The organism is Bradyrhizobium jicamae, from assembly GCF_018130215.1.
Taxonomy (GTDB): domain Bacteria; phylum Pseudomonadota; class Alphaproteobacteria; order Rhizobiales; family Xanthobacteraceae; genus Bradyrhizobium; species Bradyrhizobium jicamae_A.
This window is the reverse complement of sequence record NZ_JAFCKQ010000048.1, coordinates 18,781-33,859: the sequence shown is the minus strand read 5'-3', so window position 1 is coordinate 33,859 and position 15,079 is coordinate 18,781. Positions and strand designations below refer to the sequence as shown.

The 15,079-nt window shown below is 62.7% G+C and carries 20 protein-coding genes; 13 read left to right on the top strand and 7 right to left on the bottom strand.

Annotated features, from left to right (window positions below; genetic code table 11):
- The first annotated feature begins 134 nt into the window (after positions 1 to 134).
- Positions 135 to 398 carry a hypothetical protein gene (locus JQ586_RS33025; protein WP_212398825.1) on the top strand — a complete coding sequence of 88 codons (264 nt, stop codon included), beginning with the start codon at positions 135 to 137 and terminating at the stop codon, positions 396 to 398.
- Positions 399 to 1,393: 995 nt separating this feature from the next.
- On the top strand, positions 1,394 to 1,561 hold the full coding sequence (locus JQ586_RS33020; protein ID WP_212398824.1) for a hypothetical protein: 168 nt from the start codon (positions 1,394 to 1,396) through the stop codon (positions 1,559 to 1,561).
- A 30-nt stretch (positions 1,562 to 1,591) separates the two neighbouring features.
- Here JQ586_RS33020 and JQ586_RS33015 read toward each other — a convergent pair whose 3' ends face one another.
- Both JQ586_RS33015 and JQ586_RS33010 read right to left on the bottom strand, forming a co-directional pair.
- Positions 1,592 to 1,807 (bottom strand): hypothetical protein, encoded by a 216-nt coding sequence (locus JQ586_RS33015; protein ID WP_212398823.1) that lies wholly within the window; start codon positions 1,805 to 1,807, stop codon positions 1,592 to 1,594.
- A gap of 36 nt (positions 1,808 to 1,843) precedes the next feature.
- Entirely contained in the window at positions 1,844 to 2,125 is a 282-nt protein-coding gene (locus JQ586_RS33010; RefSeq protein WP_212398822.1) for a hypothetical protein, read from the bottom strand.
- On the opposite strand from JQ586_RS33010, the gene JQ586_RS33005 reads away from it, so the two are divergent.
- From JQ586_RS33005 to JQ586_RS32990, 4 genes are all read left to right on the top strand, one after another.
- Positions 2,124 to 2,369 (top strand): hypothetical protein, encoded by a 246-nt coding sequence (locus JQ586_RS33005; RefSeq protein ID WP_212398821.1) that lies wholly within the window; start codon positions 2,124 to 2,126, stop codon positions 2,367 to 2,369. The two genes, JQ586_RS33010 and JQ586_RS33005, sit on opposite strands and share 2 nt — an antisense overlap.
- Positions 2,370 to 2,793: 424 nt before the next feature.
- On the top strand, positions 2,794 to 2,970 hold the full coding sequence (locus JQ586_RS33000; protein WP_212398820.1) for a hypothetical protein: 177 nt from the start codon (positions 2,794 to 2,796) through the stop codon (positions 2,968 to 2,970).
- Between the two features lie 1,439 nt (positions 2,971 to 4,409).
- Positions 4,410 to 4,601: a hypothetical protein gene (locus tag JQ586_RS32995; protein ID WP_212398819.1), complete on the top strand. Its 192-nt coding sequence runs from the start codon at positions 4,410 to 4,412 to the stop codon at positions 4,599 to 4,601.
- A 1,087-nt stretch (positions 4,602 to 5,688) separates the two neighbouring features.
- Positions 5,689 to 5,892: a hypothetical protein gene (locus JQ586_RS32990; RefSeq protein WP_212398818.1), complete on the top strand. Its 204-nt coding sequence runs from the start codon at positions 5,689 to 5,691 to the stop codon at positions 5,890 to 5,892.
- Positions 5,893 to 5,907: 15 nt separating this feature from the next.
- Here the strand turns inward: JQ586_RS32990 and JQ586_RS32985 are convergent, their stop codons facing one another.
- The 3 genes from JQ586_RS32985 to JQ586_RS32975 form a co-directional block, all read right to left on the bottom strand.
- Positions 5,908 to 6,075 carry a hypothetical protein gene (locus JQ586_RS32985; protein ID WP_249148499.1) on the bottom strand — a complete coding sequence of 56 codons (168 nt, stop codon included), beginning with the start codon at positions 6,073 to 6,075 and terminating at the stop codon, positions 5,908 to 5,910.
- A 33-nt stretch (positions 6,076 to 6,108) separates the two neighbouring features.
- Positions 6,109 to 6,309, bottom strand: a complete 201-nt coding sequence (locus tag JQ586_RS32980; RefSeq protein WP_212398816.1) for a hypothetical protein — start codon at positions 6,307 to 6,309, stop codon at positions 6,109 to 6,111.
- Between the two features lie 153 nt (positions 6,310 to 6,462).
- Complete coding sequence (locus JQ586_RS32975; protein ID WP_212398815.1) at positions 6,463 to 6,663, bottom strand: hypothetical protein; 201 nt, start codon at positions 6,661 to 6,663, stop codon at positions 6,463 to 6,465.
- 190 nt (positions 6,664 to 6,853) lie between these two features.
- Here JQ586_RS32975 and JQ586_RS32970 point away from each other — a divergent pair, with 190 nt between their 5' ends.
- Together JQ586_RS32970 and JQ586_RS32965 are read left to right on the top strand one after the other, a co-directional pair.
- A complete protein-coding gene (locus JQ586_RS32970) occupies positions 6,854 to 7,876 on the top strand; it encodes a TRAP transporter substrate-binding protein (RefSeq protein WP_249148498.1) in 1,023 nt (340 codons plus the stop codon).
- A 127-nt stretch (positions 7,877 to 8,003) separates the two neighbouring features.
- Positions 8,004 to 8,903 carry an alpha/beta fold hydrolase gene (locus JQ586_RS32965; RefSeq protein WP_212398814.1) on the top strand — a complete coding sequence of 300 codons (900 nt, stop codon included), beginning with the start codon at positions 8,004 to 8,006 and terminating at the stop codon, positions 8,901 to 8,903.
- Between the two features lie 4 nt (positions 8,904 to 8,907).
- Here the strand turns inward: JQ586_RS32965 and JQ586_RS32960 are convergent, their stop codons facing one another.
- Together JQ586_RS32960 and JQ586_RS32955 are read right to left on the bottom strand one after the other, a co-directional pair.
- Positions 8,908 to 10,203 carry an MFS transporter gene (locus JQ586_RS32960; RefSeq protein ID WP_212398813.1) on the bottom strand — a complete coding sequence of 432 codons (1,296 nt, stop codon included), beginning with the start codon at positions 10,201 to 10,203 and terminating at the stop codon, positions 8,908 to 8,910.
- 42 nt (positions 10,204 to 10,245) lie between these two features.
- The gene (locus JQ586_RS32955) at positions 10,246 to 11,436 is read right to left on the bottom strand and encodes an aromatic ring-hydroxylating dioxygenase subunit alpha (protein WP_212398812.1); all 1,191 of its coding nucleotides are present in this window, start codon (positions 11,434 to 11,436) and stop codon (positions 10,246 to 10,248) included.
- A gap of 127 nt (positions 11,437 to 11,563) precedes the next feature.
- Between JQ586_RS32955 and JQ586_RS32950 the strand changes: the two genes are divergently transcribed.
- The 5 genes from JQ586_RS32950 (at position 11,564) to JQ586_RS32930 (ending at position 15,056) form a co-directional block, all read left to right on the top strand.
- Positions 11,564 to 12,079 (top strand): MarR family winged helix-turn-helix transcriptional regulator, encoded by a 516-nt coding sequence (locus JQ586_RS32950; RefSeq protein WP_212398811.1) that lies wholly within the window; start codon positions 11,564 to 11,566, stop codon positions 12,077 to 12,079.
- Positions 12,080 to 12,293: 214 nt separating this feature from the next.
- The gene (locus JQ586_RS32945) at positions 12,294 to 12,659 is read left to right on the top strand and encodes an NADH-quinone oxidoreductase subunit A (RefSeq protein WP_212398810.1); all 366 of its coding nucleotides are present in this window, start codon (positions 12,294 to 12,296) and stop codon (positions 12,657 to 12,659) included.
- Positions 12,650 to 13,234, top strand: a complete 585-nt coding sequence (locus JQ586_RS32940) for an NADH-quinone oxidoreductase subunit B family protein (RefSeq protein ID WP_212398809.1) — start codon at positions 12,650 to 12,652, stop codon at positions 13,232 to 13,234. The genes JQ586_RS32945 and JQ586_RS32940 overlap by 10 nt, the downstream gene beginning before the upstream one ends.
- Positions 13,235 to 13,245: 11 nt before the next feature.
- A complete protein-coding gene (locus tag JQ586_RS32935; RefSeq protein ID WP_212398808.1) occupies positions 13,246 to 13,863 on the top strand; it encodes an NADH-quinone oxidoreductase subunit C in 618 nt (205 codons plus the stop codon).
- Positions 13,860 to 15,056 carry an NADH-quinone oxidoreductase subunit D gene (locus JQ586_RS32930; RefSeq protein WP_212398807.1) on the top strand — a complete coding sequence of 399 codons (1,197 nt, stop codon included), beginning with the start codon at positions 13,860 to 13,862 and terminating at the stop codon, positions 15,054 to 15,056. The genes JQ586_RS32935 and JQ586_RS32930 overlap by 4 nt, the downstream gene beginning before the upstream one ends.
- The last annotated feature ends 23 nt before the right edge of the window (positions 15,057 to 15,079 follow it).

The following is a 15,079-nucleotide window of genomic DNA, read 5'->3' as shown; positions in this document are numbered from 1 at the left end:
CGACGCCGAGCTTGACGCGCCGACGACGTTCGGCGGCGCGTCGAACGTATGCTGGGTGTGGACTCTTAGAAGCTTGCGTAGGCGTTTCGAAATGCTATGGCGCCTGCCAGTGACCGCGGTCGCGCGCGGACTGCATGGCCGTCGTTTCCGCTCTGCACGATCCACTGACCGTTTTGCTGCCCTACGATCTTGCCGACGTGGTGCCGCCAAACGACGATTGTGCCGATCGATGGGCCACCTGCGTTGGTGCCGTATCGAGCCCACGATCTTGCGAGATTGAACTGCGGGCCCGGATCACCGCCGACTTGAGTGCGCATGTACCATCCGCACCAAGCCGCTGGACGGCCTGCATGTGCGTAATGTCGATGATGACGGTAACTGTGGGCTTCGGCGGATGAAGTGAAGGCTGAAAGCACGGCAATCGCCGCCAGCAATTTACGCATTACACTGTCCTTCTAGTTCGTTGAGAAATATCCTTGTCAGGGGGAGACGCAGCGAAATCTGCGATGAGCTTTGCGAAGCGGCCGCTTGGGTCCGACGACGCTAGGAGTGGCGGGGGGACATGGCCCGCTTCGGTGTTTAAGAAATCGCCTATGGCCAAAATATGGCGAGGTTGCGCGTGCGGCGAGGGCGATTAATCCATGTTAAGGGCGTCAACGCGAGCTGGACTGGTGGCGATCTGAAGACGTACATGCCTTGGCGCCGCGACGTTGCCCTGCGTGGGACGGAAAGCACGATCAGCTTCGGCGGGGTGACGCTTGCGATCGTCGCCGGCCATTGCATCGCAGGCTGGAGTTGGCGATGGCGTGCGACGTACGGGATCGCTGCGCAATCCGGCGATGCGGAATAGGTCCCGTCCTTCAACCGAGGACGGCGTACCATCACCAAAGAGGCGCGCTGCGTTGCGACGCGCTGAACGAAACGTCACGTCTATCGGGTTCACAATCTGGCGGCCGAGATCGCTTGGGTCGGATGCGCTCCGATCCCGTTGCCGCGTCATGAAGAACTGGCCATGAACCTTTGGCCGCTTCATGCCGACTAATACGCGTCAGGATTTTGCCGTTTCCTTCCTGGGGCTAGCAACCGCCGTCCGCGACAGATTTAAGCGGGCGGCGTTTTTGCATCCGAAACTTCCAAAAAATCGGCCCCCGCGCCCCGGGGAGAGCACTGAGGCCAGATCATTGTCCCACTCCTGTCAGAGTGGATGGCTAACAACGGCAATTGCCAGTTGTTCCCGGCTATACATGTGCATGTCAGGGGAATTGTTGGCCGGCTTGCTGTGTCTTGATTTGTCCAGTGTTCGGACAGTGCCGGGCCTGCTTGCGGCTGGCGGAGCGCCAACTTGCTCTCCATATCTCCACCGGGTGGGCTAGCCGGGATCGCGGAGGTACCGATGGCGAACCCTATGGAACTCAAAGCTCGCGCCGCCATGTTTGAAAGGCGGGCCGATGACGCCCAGGATCCTATCTCCCGTGCTCACTACAGGGAGATGGCCGCGCATTATCGGGCTCTCGCGGTCGAGCATTCGCGCATTCGCGAAGGCGCCGAGGAGGAGGCCTAGGGCGCACCGCCGCGGCTCTTGCGGGCTCGCCTATCCTTGCGCGGCGCGTTGCTTGTTTGCCTGTTCCTCGACAACGGCCTCGGTTTCCTCCAACCCCTTCTCGTAATTGCCCGCCAACCTCTCGATGCTGTCGGCCCACATCCTCAGCATCGAGACCTGAAAGCGCATGATTGGCCTCAGGGCATTCATGCCGAATGCCGTCGCTGCAGTGATGCGCGTCGTTGCGTTCTTGATATCGTCTGCCATGCTGTCTGTTCCGTCTGCTCTGTTGTTTTTCCGAGGCTACGCATCGCCCTGCGGGCGTCGCGCTTCCAAATGCTTGGCCAAGGCTTGATCTGCCGCGATCCTCGCGCCTCGCTCATCACGCAACTCATCCAGTTTTTCCAGGTAAGCGACTGCCGCGATTTGCAAGAGATCGAAATCATATTGACCGGTGTCACGAACGTTGGCGACGTAGCGATAGAGGGCTGAACGCCTGCTGTCGTCCTCGCCAATGCTGCTGTGAACCAGCAAGTAGTTCCTCCAGGCGAACGCGCATGCGCCGTCTATGGCGTGAGAATTCATGGGCACCTCCCTAATGCCAAAGAAAGACTGGCGCGCCGTTTCGTTCCGCGAATTCTCAGATGTAATGCTGTTCCGCAACGGCCCTGCAAAACAAGGCGGCGAGAACATCGACGTTCTCGCCAAGGGCAGCGCGAACAAGAATGCGGCCCGCGAAGAAGGTTTCGACAACAGCCGTTCGCGAGAACAACCTCAGGCTCGGCATTCCGCCCGTAGATTGACGGAATTTACGCAGTTGCAGTCATGATGTTAGAGAGCCTGATGAAATGGGGGCTCATATGATTCTGGTGCAGGTCGTCCTTTTCATCACAGCGGGCGCATCTCTGTTCGGCCTGGCTATTTATCTTCTGGGTGATCAGATCACGAGCAGACGTTGATCTGGCGGCTGGCAACTGAGTTGCCTTCAGGAGCTTCCGGGCATGACACCGGAAGATTGACGCGTCGGCCCGCATTTTGCGAAGCAGCCCAAAAGGCGGTCCCGCGGACCGCAATTGCATGTGAATATCGGGTGTTCGGCCAAACAAGGGATTGGTCAATCGTACAGCGCGGCGCTATCGTCGTCCCGGTTCGTATTGCTGCTAGTATTGCTGCGTTGCGCCCTGGCTGGAACCCAATTGAGCTGAAGGACGTTGAGTCCTCGTAGCTCAGGGCAGGGACAACCCGGAGTCATCATGTCAACCGTGCAGGCCATTGCATTGGGAGCCATGCTAGCTTGGACCCCATCGCTCGTCATCCTGGCGTTCCTGTTGTGGGATATTCCTGAACGGGAGGACGATGAGCTTCCTTTCCAAGGGCGCCACACCCCGTCCAAAGCAGCCACCGCGTTTCACAGCGAAGACGCGCGGTAACGCCGATCCCAACTGGCGATCGTCAAGAAGATCCTGTGTATCTCCCGGTGAGCGCCTGTGTTCACGGGGAGGGTCTCCGGAATCGTACGGGCGCGATTTTCATCGCATCGCAAGTGGCGTGAGGCTTTAATCACCGCATCTTAGTACGTGCTCATATTTGCGAATTGCCCGGCGCACTACTGCCGGGCTTTTCGTTTGTGCCCAGCCCCTGATCGTAGATCGTCGGCCGCGATCCAGGCGCACCGGCAAGCGCTAACCCTGGTCCCGCGAGGTGAGACGAAGCGCGTCGCCGCGTCTAGCCCGATGACCCAAGGAAGGCCTTGATAGGTCCCAAAGCGTCAATAGCCGGAATGCCCTCGTAGGCTCGGTCGTTCGAACACCAGGGATATGGCAAGGCCGCGAGCCAACGCATTATCGGATCGGCAGTCTCGGCAGGAAGCACGCACATGACCTCTATGTCGATCGCGAGCTTTTTCACGCGCTTGTCGACGTCGGAATTGAAATGCCAGTTGTATCGTCCACATCCAACGCGAACGGCGCCTCCATGCTTCGCCGACATTCCGACCAGCCAATCGCAACGGAAGCGTCGAAGGTAGTCTGAACCAGGTCGTGAGAGGCAAAACGTGCGCACATCCGCGTATTGATCTCCGAAGCTTGTCACCAAAACCCGAGTAACCTCGTCCAATCCGTTTGCTGAGTCTGGAAATGAAATGGCGTCCGTTTTCACAGCCATTTCCAATCGGCAGTCCTCCGCGAATGCATCCTTCATCAATTGCGGGCGGTTGCGATCCTTCGCCAGGATGTACGTGCCGATCGCATCGGCAGCGTGGGCCGGTTCATTGGGTTTCCTTCATTGGCGCGCAGATCGGCCCTGCGATGCCCTATCTTCGGGTTAGCCGAATTTGCTGTTCTGCAGTCAAGTCCATCCGAAGCTTGGCAATGGCTTCGAGATTTGCCTCGCATGCAAGGCACGACGTGTGTCTCGCGCGCAACGTCAAAAGAGTTCCGTCGAGGACCGGTCGTTTTTGCACTTCACACCGTGGCGAATCCTCGGTCTAGTCTTCCTGAACCTGGGGCGACTAATATTATTTTCTGAGACGTACATTTGAGATCAGGTTCAAGAGGCCGCTGACCAGCGCCAGCGGCCTCTTCATTGTTCCAGATTGCAAAGGTGGTGTCCGATGCCGATCCAGGTGTGGACCATTGCCGCGTCGATCGGCTGGACAGCGGTCGTAGGCGCGATGTTGCTCTACATGCTTTTCGGTCCAAGCTGACGGAGCAGCGCCAGAGATCCGCTCGGCCGCCGATCCCTGCGGCTCACGCGCGTTGCAAGGTCAGCTCGATAGGAACGAGCCCTCACGCCGATCGTTCTTACGTCAGCCGGTCGAGGCTACCAACCAATTCTGCCGTTCCAACCGTCATCAGGCGTGATGCCAACCATGGACGAGGCGCTGAAAAACTACGTGGCCTTTGCGGTTGATGCGGCGGGCGTATCGCGCGCGACCTACGAATTTAACGGCCGAGACGATACGGAGGCGCGCACGCGAGCCGAAAACTATTTGGCCATCCACGATATCGTCGAACTCTGGCATGGTCACAGGCGCATCGCTCGTCTTCAGCGCACGACATGAACGTGAAACCGGATTTTGCACCAATCGAGCTCTGGTTGCTCGCATTGTATGCGGTGATCGGGTTCGGATGGGGGCACTCGCAAGAGCCAGGCTCGTAGCTGGAAGCACCGGGGCTGCGTCGAGCTACTGCGCCGGTTTGGAAGAGGCGCGCAAAAGCAGATTTCCTGAGTGGGATGATTTTGGTTAGCCGGTCGGATGTCCCGTCCGTGTTGGCGACGGACGGCGATTGTTGCGAGGCGGCGAGTCAGGGAGCTCCGGCAACGGTGTCATTTGGCGGGCCTCGTGATCCCGCTGATCGTCCGGCTTATCTCGATCCGTCTCCAATTGGCGGCGGCTGATCAACCGCCCAACCAGCCCGGCAATGACCAGCAAAGCGCCGGCCACGATCAACCAGTGTGGCAGTCCCAGTGATGCAATCGTGGTCTTGATTATATCCACTGTGCAGTCGCCATAACCGGCCTGTTGCCCGCCGAGCCCCATCGGCGGGGTCTTCAGGTATTACAGTATTCTGTGATGCCTGTAATGTGCGTGATGCCTGTGCCAGTGAGATCTCAGTTTGGTGTCATTGGCTGTTGCGCCGGGATTTGCGAAGGCCGGGCTGCTGGCCACGCCCTGCGCGCTCTTGGTGGCTTGTGAGGCTCCGCCGCCTCCGCTTCCGGCGCCTCCACCGCCACCCGCCTGCGCGGACGCAACAGCAATTGATCCAAGCATAAACGCGGCCGCCAAAGCGACCCCTGCGATTTTCATGTGGGCGTTCCTCCTGTTGAGCCTACTGGCAACAGGCGGCGTCGACCGGCGTTCCTAACCTCAAGACGACCCGCGTGGCGGTGTTCCTGTAAGGAGTTTCATATTTGGCCGACGTGCTGGTGGCACCAGCCGGGGTGGCTTCCGCCAGCGAACGCTTCCGTGGTCGATCTGGGTCGGGTCTCGAATACCTCCGGGAGAATTATCCACAGGATGTCCACAGGGTTGCCAGCACCCCCGAGGCTCCGATTAACCTGTCTTATAGCGGAGGTCACGGTGGCATCATTTTCTGCAGGTAGGGATTGATCTGGCGCGCAAGCGTCTCCAGGAACGGGAGGCGTCGATGGAAGCAAATCGAAAGATTGCAAGGGTGCTCGCGCACGAGCAAAACATCGCGCACTATCAAGACTTGCTTCGCACCAAGCTGAGCGACGTCGAGATGCGTTTCATTGAACGGCGCATGTCCGAAGAGCGGTTTGCCATTGAAATGCTGAGGTTCATGAGCCGCGACGAACTGCCGCCACGCTCCCGTCAAACCGCCGTCTGAGCGGCCGGCGCCACATCACGCGAAGAACGCCGCGATCGCGTTGAGGTCGGACTGGACCGGAGTACCGCCGCACAGGTTGGCGTCGATGACGCGGCGGCAGGCGTCGACCGTTTGGGTGTCGCCCAACTCATTGGCCGCCTCGAGGATCGACCACACGGTCTCGATCGGGACGTCGCCGGACACGGCTCCTGAACCTGACGGCATTCGAGGGCCCGGCTAGAATTCGAACAGGTCGCTTCCGCGCCGCGCCAGGACGTGCAGGTCGGCCACCGTGCCGCGCACAGCGCTGCAGTGGCGACACACGATCGGGGTGTCGTCGGAGGCATGCACAGGATCGGTCGGCTTGATCGACAGGCTGCCGCAATCGGTGCAGACGATCTTGAAGCCGGTTGAAACGGTTTGCTCTTGCAAATTCATTGTGGCCTACGCCTCTGTTGACGCTGACCTTAGGGAACAATTTTTAAAACTGGGGTCTCAGAGTCGCTTGCAATCGAATAGCCGCTTTAGGCTGGCGTTAAGAGATCACGTTGAGGGGCTGTCCGGCAAGTGCAGGATCGGCCCCGAAGCGTCTTAGCGAACGGCCGAGGTCTCCGACGACGTGATCGCGACCGGCTTGCCGGCCTTGATGACGTGGGTCTGGGCGGTTTCAGTGAAGTCCGAATTGGTCCGGGCCGAGATGCCGAAAGCCGCAACCGCGATGCCGGCCACGAGCGCAACGACCACGATCTTGAGGTGGGTCGCGCGATCAGCTGAATGGATCGAGTGGTTCATCGTCGCCTCCGGGCGTCTGTGCGCCATTTGTTGAGGAGAGTGGTAAGCCCGATCTGTTTCCGGATCGTTTCGCGGGTTCCCCAAAATGGTTTCGTCGAGCGGGTGGTTGGTTTCGCGGCGCCTTGCGCCGGTCGGCGGCAGCGTCGAGACTATCGGCAGGCGCGGGGACACGTTCGGGAGAAAAACAATAATGAAAACAACGAATCTGACCCGCAGGGGCCTCCTTGGCGCGGGTACCGGCGTGCTCGCCGCCGGCCTTCTTGGTAAACAAGCCCGTGCCGGCGCGGAGTTCGATTTCAAGCTCGGTGTCAACACGCCGGAAACCCATCCCCTCACCATCCGCCTGACCGAGGCCACCAGGGCGATCGCCGCGCAGTCGTCCGGGCGGGTCAACATCACCGTGTTCGCCAACAGCCAACTCGGCGGCGACCCGGAAATGCTGTCGCAGGTCCGGGCTGGCGGCATCGACCTGCTGGCTGCCCCGAGCATGACGTTGTCGACGCTGGTGCCGCTGTCGGGCCTGCCCAGCATCGGCTTCGCGTTCCAGTCCTACGACCAGGTCTGGGCGGCGATGGACGGCGGCGTCGGCGACCTCGTCCGCGACGCGATCGCCAGGACCGGCGTGGTGCCGATGAAGAAGGCCTGGGACAACGGCTTCCGCCAGATCACCTCGTCCTCGAGCCGGCAGCTCAACAGCGTCGACGACCTCAAGGGTTTCAAGATCCGCGTGCCGGTGACCGCGCTTCTGACGTCGCTGTTCTCCGGCCTCGGTGCCTTGCCGTCGAGCATCTCCTACAGCGAGCTCTATTCGGCGCTGCAGACCCACATCGTCGAGGGGCAGGAGAATCCCCTGGCGCAGGTCTCGACCGGAAAGCTCTACGAGGTGCAGAAATATTGCGCACTGTCGAACCATTGCTGGAGCGGCTACTGGGTGCTCGGCAACCGCCGCGCGATGGCGGGCCTGCCGCCGGATCTGTTCGAGATCATCAATGCCGCGTTCGACGCGGCGGCGCTGAAGGAGCGCGCCGACCTTGTCGCGATGGATCGCTCATTGCAGGCCGAACTCACGGACAAGGGCATGATCTTCAGCACGCCCGATCCCGTGCAGTTCAGGGCTGCGCTTGTGAGGGCCGGCTTCTACACGCAGTGGCAGAAGACTTACGGCGCCGATGCCTGGGCGACGCTGGAGAAATACACGGGCAAGCTGGCCTGACGAAGGCGATCGAGACGTCGCGCGCTCGATTACCTTCCGCGTAATCGCCCGCACGATGGTCCTTTGCGATGATCAAGGACGTCGGCAACGACAGTGTTGCCGGATGATCCGCAAAGGAGACGCGCAGATGAACCGTCGAACCGTCCTCGAAGCAACGTTGCTCGGCACCGCTCTTGCGGCCGCGCCGGCCGCAGCGCAAGCGATACAGCAGCCGGCGCGTTCATCACGCGCGACGGCGAAAGACGGCACCTCGCTGTTCGTGCAGGATTGGGGCTCCGGCCGGCCGGTGCTGTTCCTTGCCGCCTGGACGTTCAATTCCAGCGTCTGGGGCAGCCATATCGTTGCGCTCAACGCAAGGGGTTACCGCTGTGTCGCGCCGGACAGGCGCGGGCATGGCCGCTCCGACATGCCGATGACCGGCTATGATCTGGAGACGCTGACCGATGATGTCGCCGAGGTGATCGAGCAACGCGACCTTCGCGACGTCACGCTGGTGGCGCATTCGATGGGCTCGATCGAGGCGGTCAACTACCTTGCGCGCCACGGCTCGGATCGGATCGCCCGGCTCGTCCTCGTCGCGCCGACGACACCGTTCCTGCTGCAGACCGAAGACAATCCCGACGCGGTGCCGAAGCCGATGATCGATGCGCAGAACGACGCCATCGCGCAGGACTTCCCGAAATGGATGGCCGCCAACGAGGCGCCGTTCTTCATGCCCGACACGTCCGAGGTGACGCGGGCCTGGATCCGCGAGATGATGCTGAGCGTGCCGCTGCCGGTCGCATTGGCCTGCCGCAGGACCATCTCCTTCGCCGACCTGCGCGCGGCGGCGGCCAGGATCGACCGTCCGACCCTGATCGTGCACGGCGACAGGGACGCCAGTGCGCCGCTCCCGCTGACCGGCGCCAGGACGGCGAAGCTGATCAGCGGCAGCAGGCTCAACGTCTATGAGGGCGCGCCGCACGCGCTGCCGCTGACGCATGCCGGGCAGCTGCTGTCCGATATGCTCGCCTTCATGACGAGCTGAGTTGCTACGAACTCGCGCGCGCGATGTCGGACCGGATCGCGCGCGCCGCGCAGACGAAGAGGAGGGCGCCGAGCGTGGTGGTCGCGGCGGCCGACAGCAGCGAATAGCGCACCGCGTCAGTGCCGTAGTTGCCCTTCAGCGCGTCGTTGATCATGCCGACGGCAAGCGGGCCGATGCCCTGGCCGAAGCAGGTGGCGGTGAGCAGCACGATCGCGGACGCCAGCGCCCGCATGCTGGGCTTTGCGACCGTCTGGGCGATCGCGAAGATCGGGCCGAGATGAAAGCCGACCAGGAACGAGGTCAGCGCCAGGGTCGCGACCATCAGCGTGAAGCTTTGCGTCAGCATGCACAGCGCGAAGACCGGGCCGGCGAGGCCGGACATGATCGCCGGCGCCCATAATTTCCAGCGGTCGTCGCGGCGGCTGATCCTTGCCACGACGAGGCCGCCGGTCAGTGTGCCGGCCATGCCGGCGAGGCCCTTGAAGGTGCCGGCATAGGTGCCGATCTCGGCGCTTGTCAGATGATGGATGCGCGCCAGGAACGGCGGGATCCACACCGCGGTGGCGTAGTTCGTGTAGGTGGTCAGGCAGAAGCCGACCAGCACGATGACGAAGCTCGGCTGCGAGAACAGGAAGCGCAGCGTCGGGACGATCGGCTCGGCCTTGAAGGTCTCGGCCATTGCGCCCCGCCGCGGCTCGGAGATGGTGAGCCACAGGATTGCGGCGAGCGCCACGCCGGGAAGGCCGGCGGTGAAGAAGGCCATCCGCCAGCCATAGTGCTGGTTGACATAGCCGCCGATGAAATAGCCGAGGAACACGCCGAGATAGGTGCCGATGGCATAGATTCCGAGCGCGCGCGGCCGTTCGTTCTTGTCGAAGAGATCGGCGATCAGGGATTGCGACGCCGGGGTGCCGGCGGATTCGCCGAGGCCGACCCCGATCCGCGCCAGTGCCAGCGTGGTGACGCTGGAGGCCATGCCGCAAAGATAGGTCATCGCGCTCCAGAACGCGAACGCCACGGCGACGATGTTGCGGCGGTTCATGCGATCGGCCATCCGCGCAATGGGAATGCCGAGCAGCGAATAGAACAGCACGAAGCCGAAGCCCGCCAAAAGTCCCATCGTGGTGTCGCTGAGCGTGAACTCCTTCTTGATGGGCTCGATCAGGACATTGAAGATCGTCCGGTCGAGGAAATTGAGCGCGTAGATGATCGTGAGCAGGCCGAGCACGTAATAGCGCCGGGCGGACGGGCGTGCGGCGGCCTCTGCCTGCACGCCGGCCTGCGGTGCGAGATCGACCATGGCGTTTCCCCGATCTGTTCTTGCTTGTTTCGAGGGCGTGCGTCACGCCTCGCGGATGTAATTCCCGGCCTCGAATTCGACCGGCTTCGCGTCGGCGTCGAACGACACGCCGATGGGGTCGCGGCCCGCGGCCACCGCCTCGAGCTGGTCGGAGAGCATGCGGCGGATCATCAGGATGCCGCGGTCGCTCTGGCCGAAATGCTCCTCGGAATGAACGGTCTGCGCGCCCTGGCCGACCTGCGCCTCGTAGTCACCAGGGAATTGCTGGTGCTCCCGCTCGGTCATGTCCCACCAGAACTTGCCGTTGAACTTCGAGCGCATGCGTCCGATGTCGCCCGCATTCCTGACGCGGCCGGCGACGTAGATGCGGAACGAGGTGTCGTCGATCGGCAGGGTCCAGCCGATCGATTCCACACGCGCGAACTGCGCGACGCGGGGATTGGGCACCACGCGGAGCGTGGGGAGGGCGGCCTCGGTGACGCGGTAGAACACACGGCCGTCGTCCTGCTTGCGGATCGAGCGCACGGCGACGCCGCGCGGCGACATCTCGAACTTCACCTCCGGCATCGAGGCCATCATGTTGGTGAATTGCGGCCCGCTGAATGAGCCGTGCAGCACCGGCACGTGATAGGGATCGACCACGTTCTCGAAATGCTGCAGCCAGTTGCAGGGGATCACGGCCGGGCCGCCGCCGCCGATCGAGGAATCGTCGGCCTCGACGAATTCGCCGTCGTCCATGGTCTCGAGGCATTCGTAGCGCGGCAGAACGGGCCTTTTCCCTGCCGGACCCATATAGGCGAAGATCAGGCCGTAGCGCTCCTCAACCGGATACCAGGGTTGGCGCACCTTGTCCCTGAACAGGCCGCCGTCCGGCTCGCAGGGCTGCTCGAGGCAGTGGCCTTCGGTGTCGAATTTCCATCCATGGTAGCAGCAGCGGATGCCGTCTTCCTCGACCTTGCCATAATAAAGCGTGGTGCCGCGGTGACAGCAGCGGGCATGCAGGAGCCCGACCCGTCCATGCCTGTCGCGGAACAGGATCAAATCCTCGCCGAGCGCGCGCACTTTTCTGGGGATATCGGTGGCATCGGCGACGAGGCCGACCGGGTGCCAGTAGCGGCGCAGCAGTTCGCCCATCGGCGTTCCCCGGACGACCGAGGTCAGCTCCGTCCGCGTCGCCGACGGCTTCATGGCGTAGGCGGTGCCGAGATCGCGATCGCGCTGGCTGATGGTCATGCCGTTTCCTCCTGCGACGGGCCAATACCCGGCCGTCTTGTGTTGACTTAGTCAACGATAGATCGATGACATTGTCAACGATATCGGTTAGCTTGGCAGCGCACGGCTTTGTTGGCAGAGGTGGGTCATGAACGAGAAGCTGAAGACCGCGAGGCCCCTGCCGGCGGACATCGTCGTCGATAGCGGGCTGGCGCCGATCACCGCGATGATGTCGTCGCGGCTGATGGTGCTGGCGAACCTGCTCAAGCGCGGTGCGATCCTGCGCTACAAGCGGCTCGCCGGGCTGTCCTCGGTCGAGTTCGGCCTGGTCGCCTCGCTCGGCCGGCGGCCGCCGATGAGCGTGGTGCGGCTGGCGGAGGCCGTCGGCATGGACAAGGGGCAGATCAGCCGGGCGCTTGCCGAACTCGTCGCGCGCAAGCTGGTCGCCAAGGCCGTCAATCCGCGTGACAACCGGGAAACATTGGTCTCGCTGACCAAGGCCGGGCTCGCCGCTCACGACGTGATCGTGGCAGGCGCGCAGGAGCGCAACCGCCGCCTGCTGGAACAGCTGACATCGCAGGAGCTTGAGCAGCTGCTCGGCCAGATCGACCGGCTGACCGCGACCGCGGCCCACATGCTCGCTGCCGAAAAGGAGCTGGGCTGATATGGGATCAGTGCACGGCACCAGGGCGCTCCCGCAGCGTTGCCCCAACGAGGCAGGCGCGTCGCCGGATCGGGCCGAGAGGCCGCCGCAATGGCGGTAAAAGCGTCAAAATAGCTTGTCTTGCGCCCCCTGTTGCGCTGCGCTAAAGCCTCAAGAACAATTCCAATCAACGAATCTGCGGCTTATCCGAACCCGCAGCGAGAAGGCCTCGCCGATGACCGGCATCCTGCAGAATTACCTCCCGCTCGTGGTCTTTGTCGGGGTCGCCAGCCTGATCGGGCTGGCGCTCCTGATCGCGCCGTTCCTGGTCGCGTTCCAGTCGCCGGACCCGGAAAAGCTGTCCGCCTATGAATGCGGATTCAACGCATTTGACGACGCCCGCATGAAGTTCGACGTCCGCTTCTATCTGGTGGCGATCCTCTTCATCATCTTCGACCTCGAAGTGGCGTTCCTGTTCCCCTGGGCGGTGGCGTTCGGAAAGCTCGGCGCCGCCGGGTTCTGGTCGATGATGGTGTTCCTGGCCGTGCTGACGGTCGGATTTGCTTATGAATGGAAGAAAGGCGCGCTCGAATGGGATTGAGCTCCGCACCCTCGCAGCCGGCGATCGCGCAGGCGCCGACGGGCATCCTCGATCCGTCGACCGGCAAGCCGGTCGGCGCAAATGATCCGTTCTTCCTCGAGGTCAACCACGAACTGTCCGACAAGGGCTTCTTCGTGGCGGCCGCCGACGATCTCATCACCTGGGCGCGCACCGGCTCCCTGATGTGGATGACCTTCGGTCTCGCCTGCTGCGCAGTCGAGATGATGCAGGTGTCGATGCCACGCTACGACGTCGAGCGCTTCGGCTTTGCGCCGCGTGCCTCGCCGCGGCAGTCCGACGTGATGATCGTCGCGGGCACCCTGACCAACAAGATGGCGCCCGCGCTGCGCAAGGTCTACGACCAGATGCCGGAGCCGCGCTATGTCATCTCGATGGGCTCCTGCGCCAATGGCGGCGGCTACTACCACTATTCCTACTCGGTGGTGCGCGGCTGCGATCGCATCGTTCCGATCGACATCTACGTGCCGGGCTGCCCGCCCACGGCGGAAGCACTGCTATACGGCGTGCTGCTGTTGCAGAAGAAGATCCGCCGCATCGGCACCATCGAACGCTAAGGTTCTACGTCATGGACGACGGCAAGCTCGACGCCCTTGGGCAGACGATCGTGAGCGCGCTTCCGGGCGCGGCGGTCGCGCACTCGGTCGCGTTCAACCAACTCACCATCGATGTCGAGATCGGCAGGATCATCGATGTCGTCACCTTCCTGCGTGACGACCCCAACTGCCGCTTCGTCAACATCACCGACGTGACCGCGGTCGACTATCCCGGCCGCGAGAAGCGCTTCGACGTGGTCTATCATCTGCTGTCGCCGGTGCTGAACACGCGCATCCGCCTGCGCGGCGAGGCCGACGAGACCACGCAGGTGCCCTCGATCATCAGCGTCCTGCCGGGCGCCGACTGGTTCGAGCGCGAGACCTACGATCTCTACGGCGTGATCTTCACCGGCCATCCCGACATGCGGCGCCTGCTGACCGACTACGGTTTCGACGGCCACCCGCTGCGCAAGGATTTCCCGCTCACAGGCTTCGTCGAGGTCCGCTACGACGACCAGGAGAAGCGGGTGGTGTACGAGCCGGTCAGGCTCAACCAGGAATTCCGCAAGTTCGATTTCCTCTCGCCCTGGGAAGGCGCGGACTATCCGCTGCCCGGTGACGAGAAGGCCAAGGCGGAGCCGAAGCCATGAATGAACAGCCGCAAAACCTTCGCAACTTCACCATCAATTTCGGGCCGCAGCATCCTGCCGCTCACGGCGTCTTGCGTCTCGTGCTCGAGCTCGACGGCGAAGTCGTCGAGCGCGTCGATCCGCATATCGGCCTCTTGCACCGCGGCACCGAGAAGCTGATCGAGCACAAGACCTATCTGCAGGCGATTCCGTATTTCGACCGGCTCGACTACGTCGCGCCGATGAACCAGGAGCACGCATTCTGCCTCGCGGCGGAGAAGCTGCTCGGCATCACCGTACCGCGCCGCGGCCAATTGATCCGCGTGCTCTATTGCGAGATCGGCCGGATCCTCTCCCATCTGCTCAACGTCACGACGCAGGCGATGGACGTCGGCGCGCTGACCCCGCCGCTGTGGGGCTTCGAGGAGCGCGAGAAGCTGATGGTGTTCTACGAGCGTGCCTCCGGCTCACGCATGCACGCGGCGTTCTTCCGCGTCGGCGGCGTGCACCAGGACCTGCCGCCGAAGCTGATCGACGACATCGAGGCGTGGTGCGATCCGTTCCTCCAGGTGGTCCAGGACCTCGACACGCTGCTCACCGGCAACCGTATCTTCAAGCAGCGTAACGTCGACATCGGCGTGGTGCCGCTCAAGGAGGCCTGGGAGTGGGGCTTCTCCGGCGTGATGGTGCGCGGCTCGGGTGCCGCGTGGGACCTGCGCAAGTCGCAGCCCTATGAGTGCTACGCCGAGATGGATTTCGACGTTCCGATCGGCAAGAACGGCGACTGTTTCGACCGCTATCTGATCCGCATGGAAGAGATGCGCCAGTCGGTGCGGATCATGAAGCAGTGCATCGAGAAACTGAAGGCGCCCGACGGGCAGGGGCCGGTCGTGGTCGAGGACAACAAGATCGCGCCACCGCGCCGCGGCGAGATGAAGCGCTCGATGGAAGCCCTCATCCACCACTTCAAGCTCTACACCGAGGGCGTGCACGTGCCGGCCGGCGAGGTCTACGCCGCGGTCGAGGCGCCGAAGGGCGAGTTCGGCGTCTATCTCGTCGCCGACGGCTCCAACAAGCCCTACAAGTGCAAGATCCGCGCGCCGGGCTTTGCCCACCTCCAGGCGATGGATCACATCTGCCGTGGTCATCTGCTCGCCGACGTTTCCGCCATCCTCGGCTCGCTCGACATCGTGTTCGGTGAAGTCGACCGGTGATGATGTCAGCATCCGCACCGCGT

Bases quoted from the DNA above. Each gene is read 5' to 3' on its own strand.
- JQ586_RS33025 (WP_212398825.1), top strand. From the start codon at position 135: ATGGCCGTCGTTTCCGCTCTGCACGATCCACTGACCGTTTTGCTGCCC.
- JQ586_RS33020 (WP_212398824.1), top strand. From the start codon at position 1,394: ATGGCGAACCCTATGGAACTCAAAGCTCGCGCCGCCATGTTTGAAAGG.
- JQ586_RS33015 (WP_212398823.1), bottom strand. From the start codon at position 1,807: ATGGCAGACGATATCAAGAACGCAACGACGCGCATCACTGCAGCGACG.
- JQ586_RS33005 (WP_212398821.1), top strand. From the start codon at position 2,124: ATGGGCACCTCCCTAATGCCAAAGAAAGACTGGCGCGCCGTTTCGTTC.
- JQ586_RS33010 (WP_212398822.1), bottom strand. From the start codon at position 2,125: ATGAATTCTCACGCCATAGACGGCGCATGCGCGTTCGCCTGGAGGAAC.
- JQ586_RS33000 (WP_212398820.1), top strand. From the start codon at position 2,794: ATGTCAACCGTGCAGGCCATTGCATTGGGAGCCATGCTAGCTTGGACC.
- JQ586_RS32995 (WP_212398819.1), top strand. From the start codon at position 4,410: ATGGACGAGGCGCTGAAAAACTACGTGGCCTTTGCGGTTGATGCGGCG.
- JQ586_RS32990 (WP_212398818.1), top strand. From the start codon at position 5,689: ATGGAAGCAAATCGAAAGATTGCAAGGGTGCTCGCGCACGAGCAAAAC.
- JQ586_RS32980 (WP_212398816.1), bottom strand. From the start codon at position 6,309: ATGAATTTGCAAGAGCAAACCGTTTCAACCGGCTTCAAGATCGTCTGC.
- JQ586_RS32975 (WP_212398815.1), bottom strand. From the start codon at position 6,663: ATGAACCACTCGATCCATTCAGCTGATCGCGCGACCCACCTCAAGATC.
- JQ586_RS32970 (WP_249148498.1), top strand. From the start codon at position 6,854: ATGAAAACAACGAATCTGACCCGCAGGGGCCTCCTTGGCGCGGGTACC.
- JQ586_RS32965 (WP_212398814.1), top strand. From the start codon at position 8,004: ATGAACCGTCGAACCGTCCTCGAAGCAACGTTGCTCGGCACCGCTCTT.
- JQ586_RS32960 (WP_212398813.1), bottom strand. From the start codon at position 10,203: ATGGTCGATCTCGCACCGCAGGCCGGCGTGCAGGCAGAGGCCGCCGCA.
- JQ586_RS32955 (WP_212398812.1), bottom strand. From the start codon at position 11,436: ATGACCATCAGCCAGCGCGATCGCGATCTCGGCACCGCCTACGCCATG.
- JQ586_RS32950 (WP_212398811.1), top strand. From the start codon at position 11,564: ATGAACGAGAAGCTGAAGACCGCGAGGCCCCTGCCGGCGGACATCGTC.
- JQ586_RS32945 (WP_212398810.1), top strand. From the start codon at position 12,294: ATGACCGGCATCCTGCAGAATTACCTCCCGCTCGTGGTCTTTGTCGGG.
- JQ586_RS32940 (WP_212398809.1), top strand. From the start codon at position 12,650: ATGGGATTGAGCTCCGCACCCTCGCAGCCGGCGATCGCGCAGGCGCCG.
- JQ586_RS32935 (WP_212398808.1), top strand. From the start codon at position 13,246: ATGGACGACGGCAAGCTCGACGCCCTTGGGCAGACGATCGTGAGCGCG.
- JQ586_RS32930 (WP_212398807.1), top strand. From the start codon at position 13,860: ATGAATGAACAGCCGCAAAACCTTCGCAACTTCACCATCAATTTCGGG.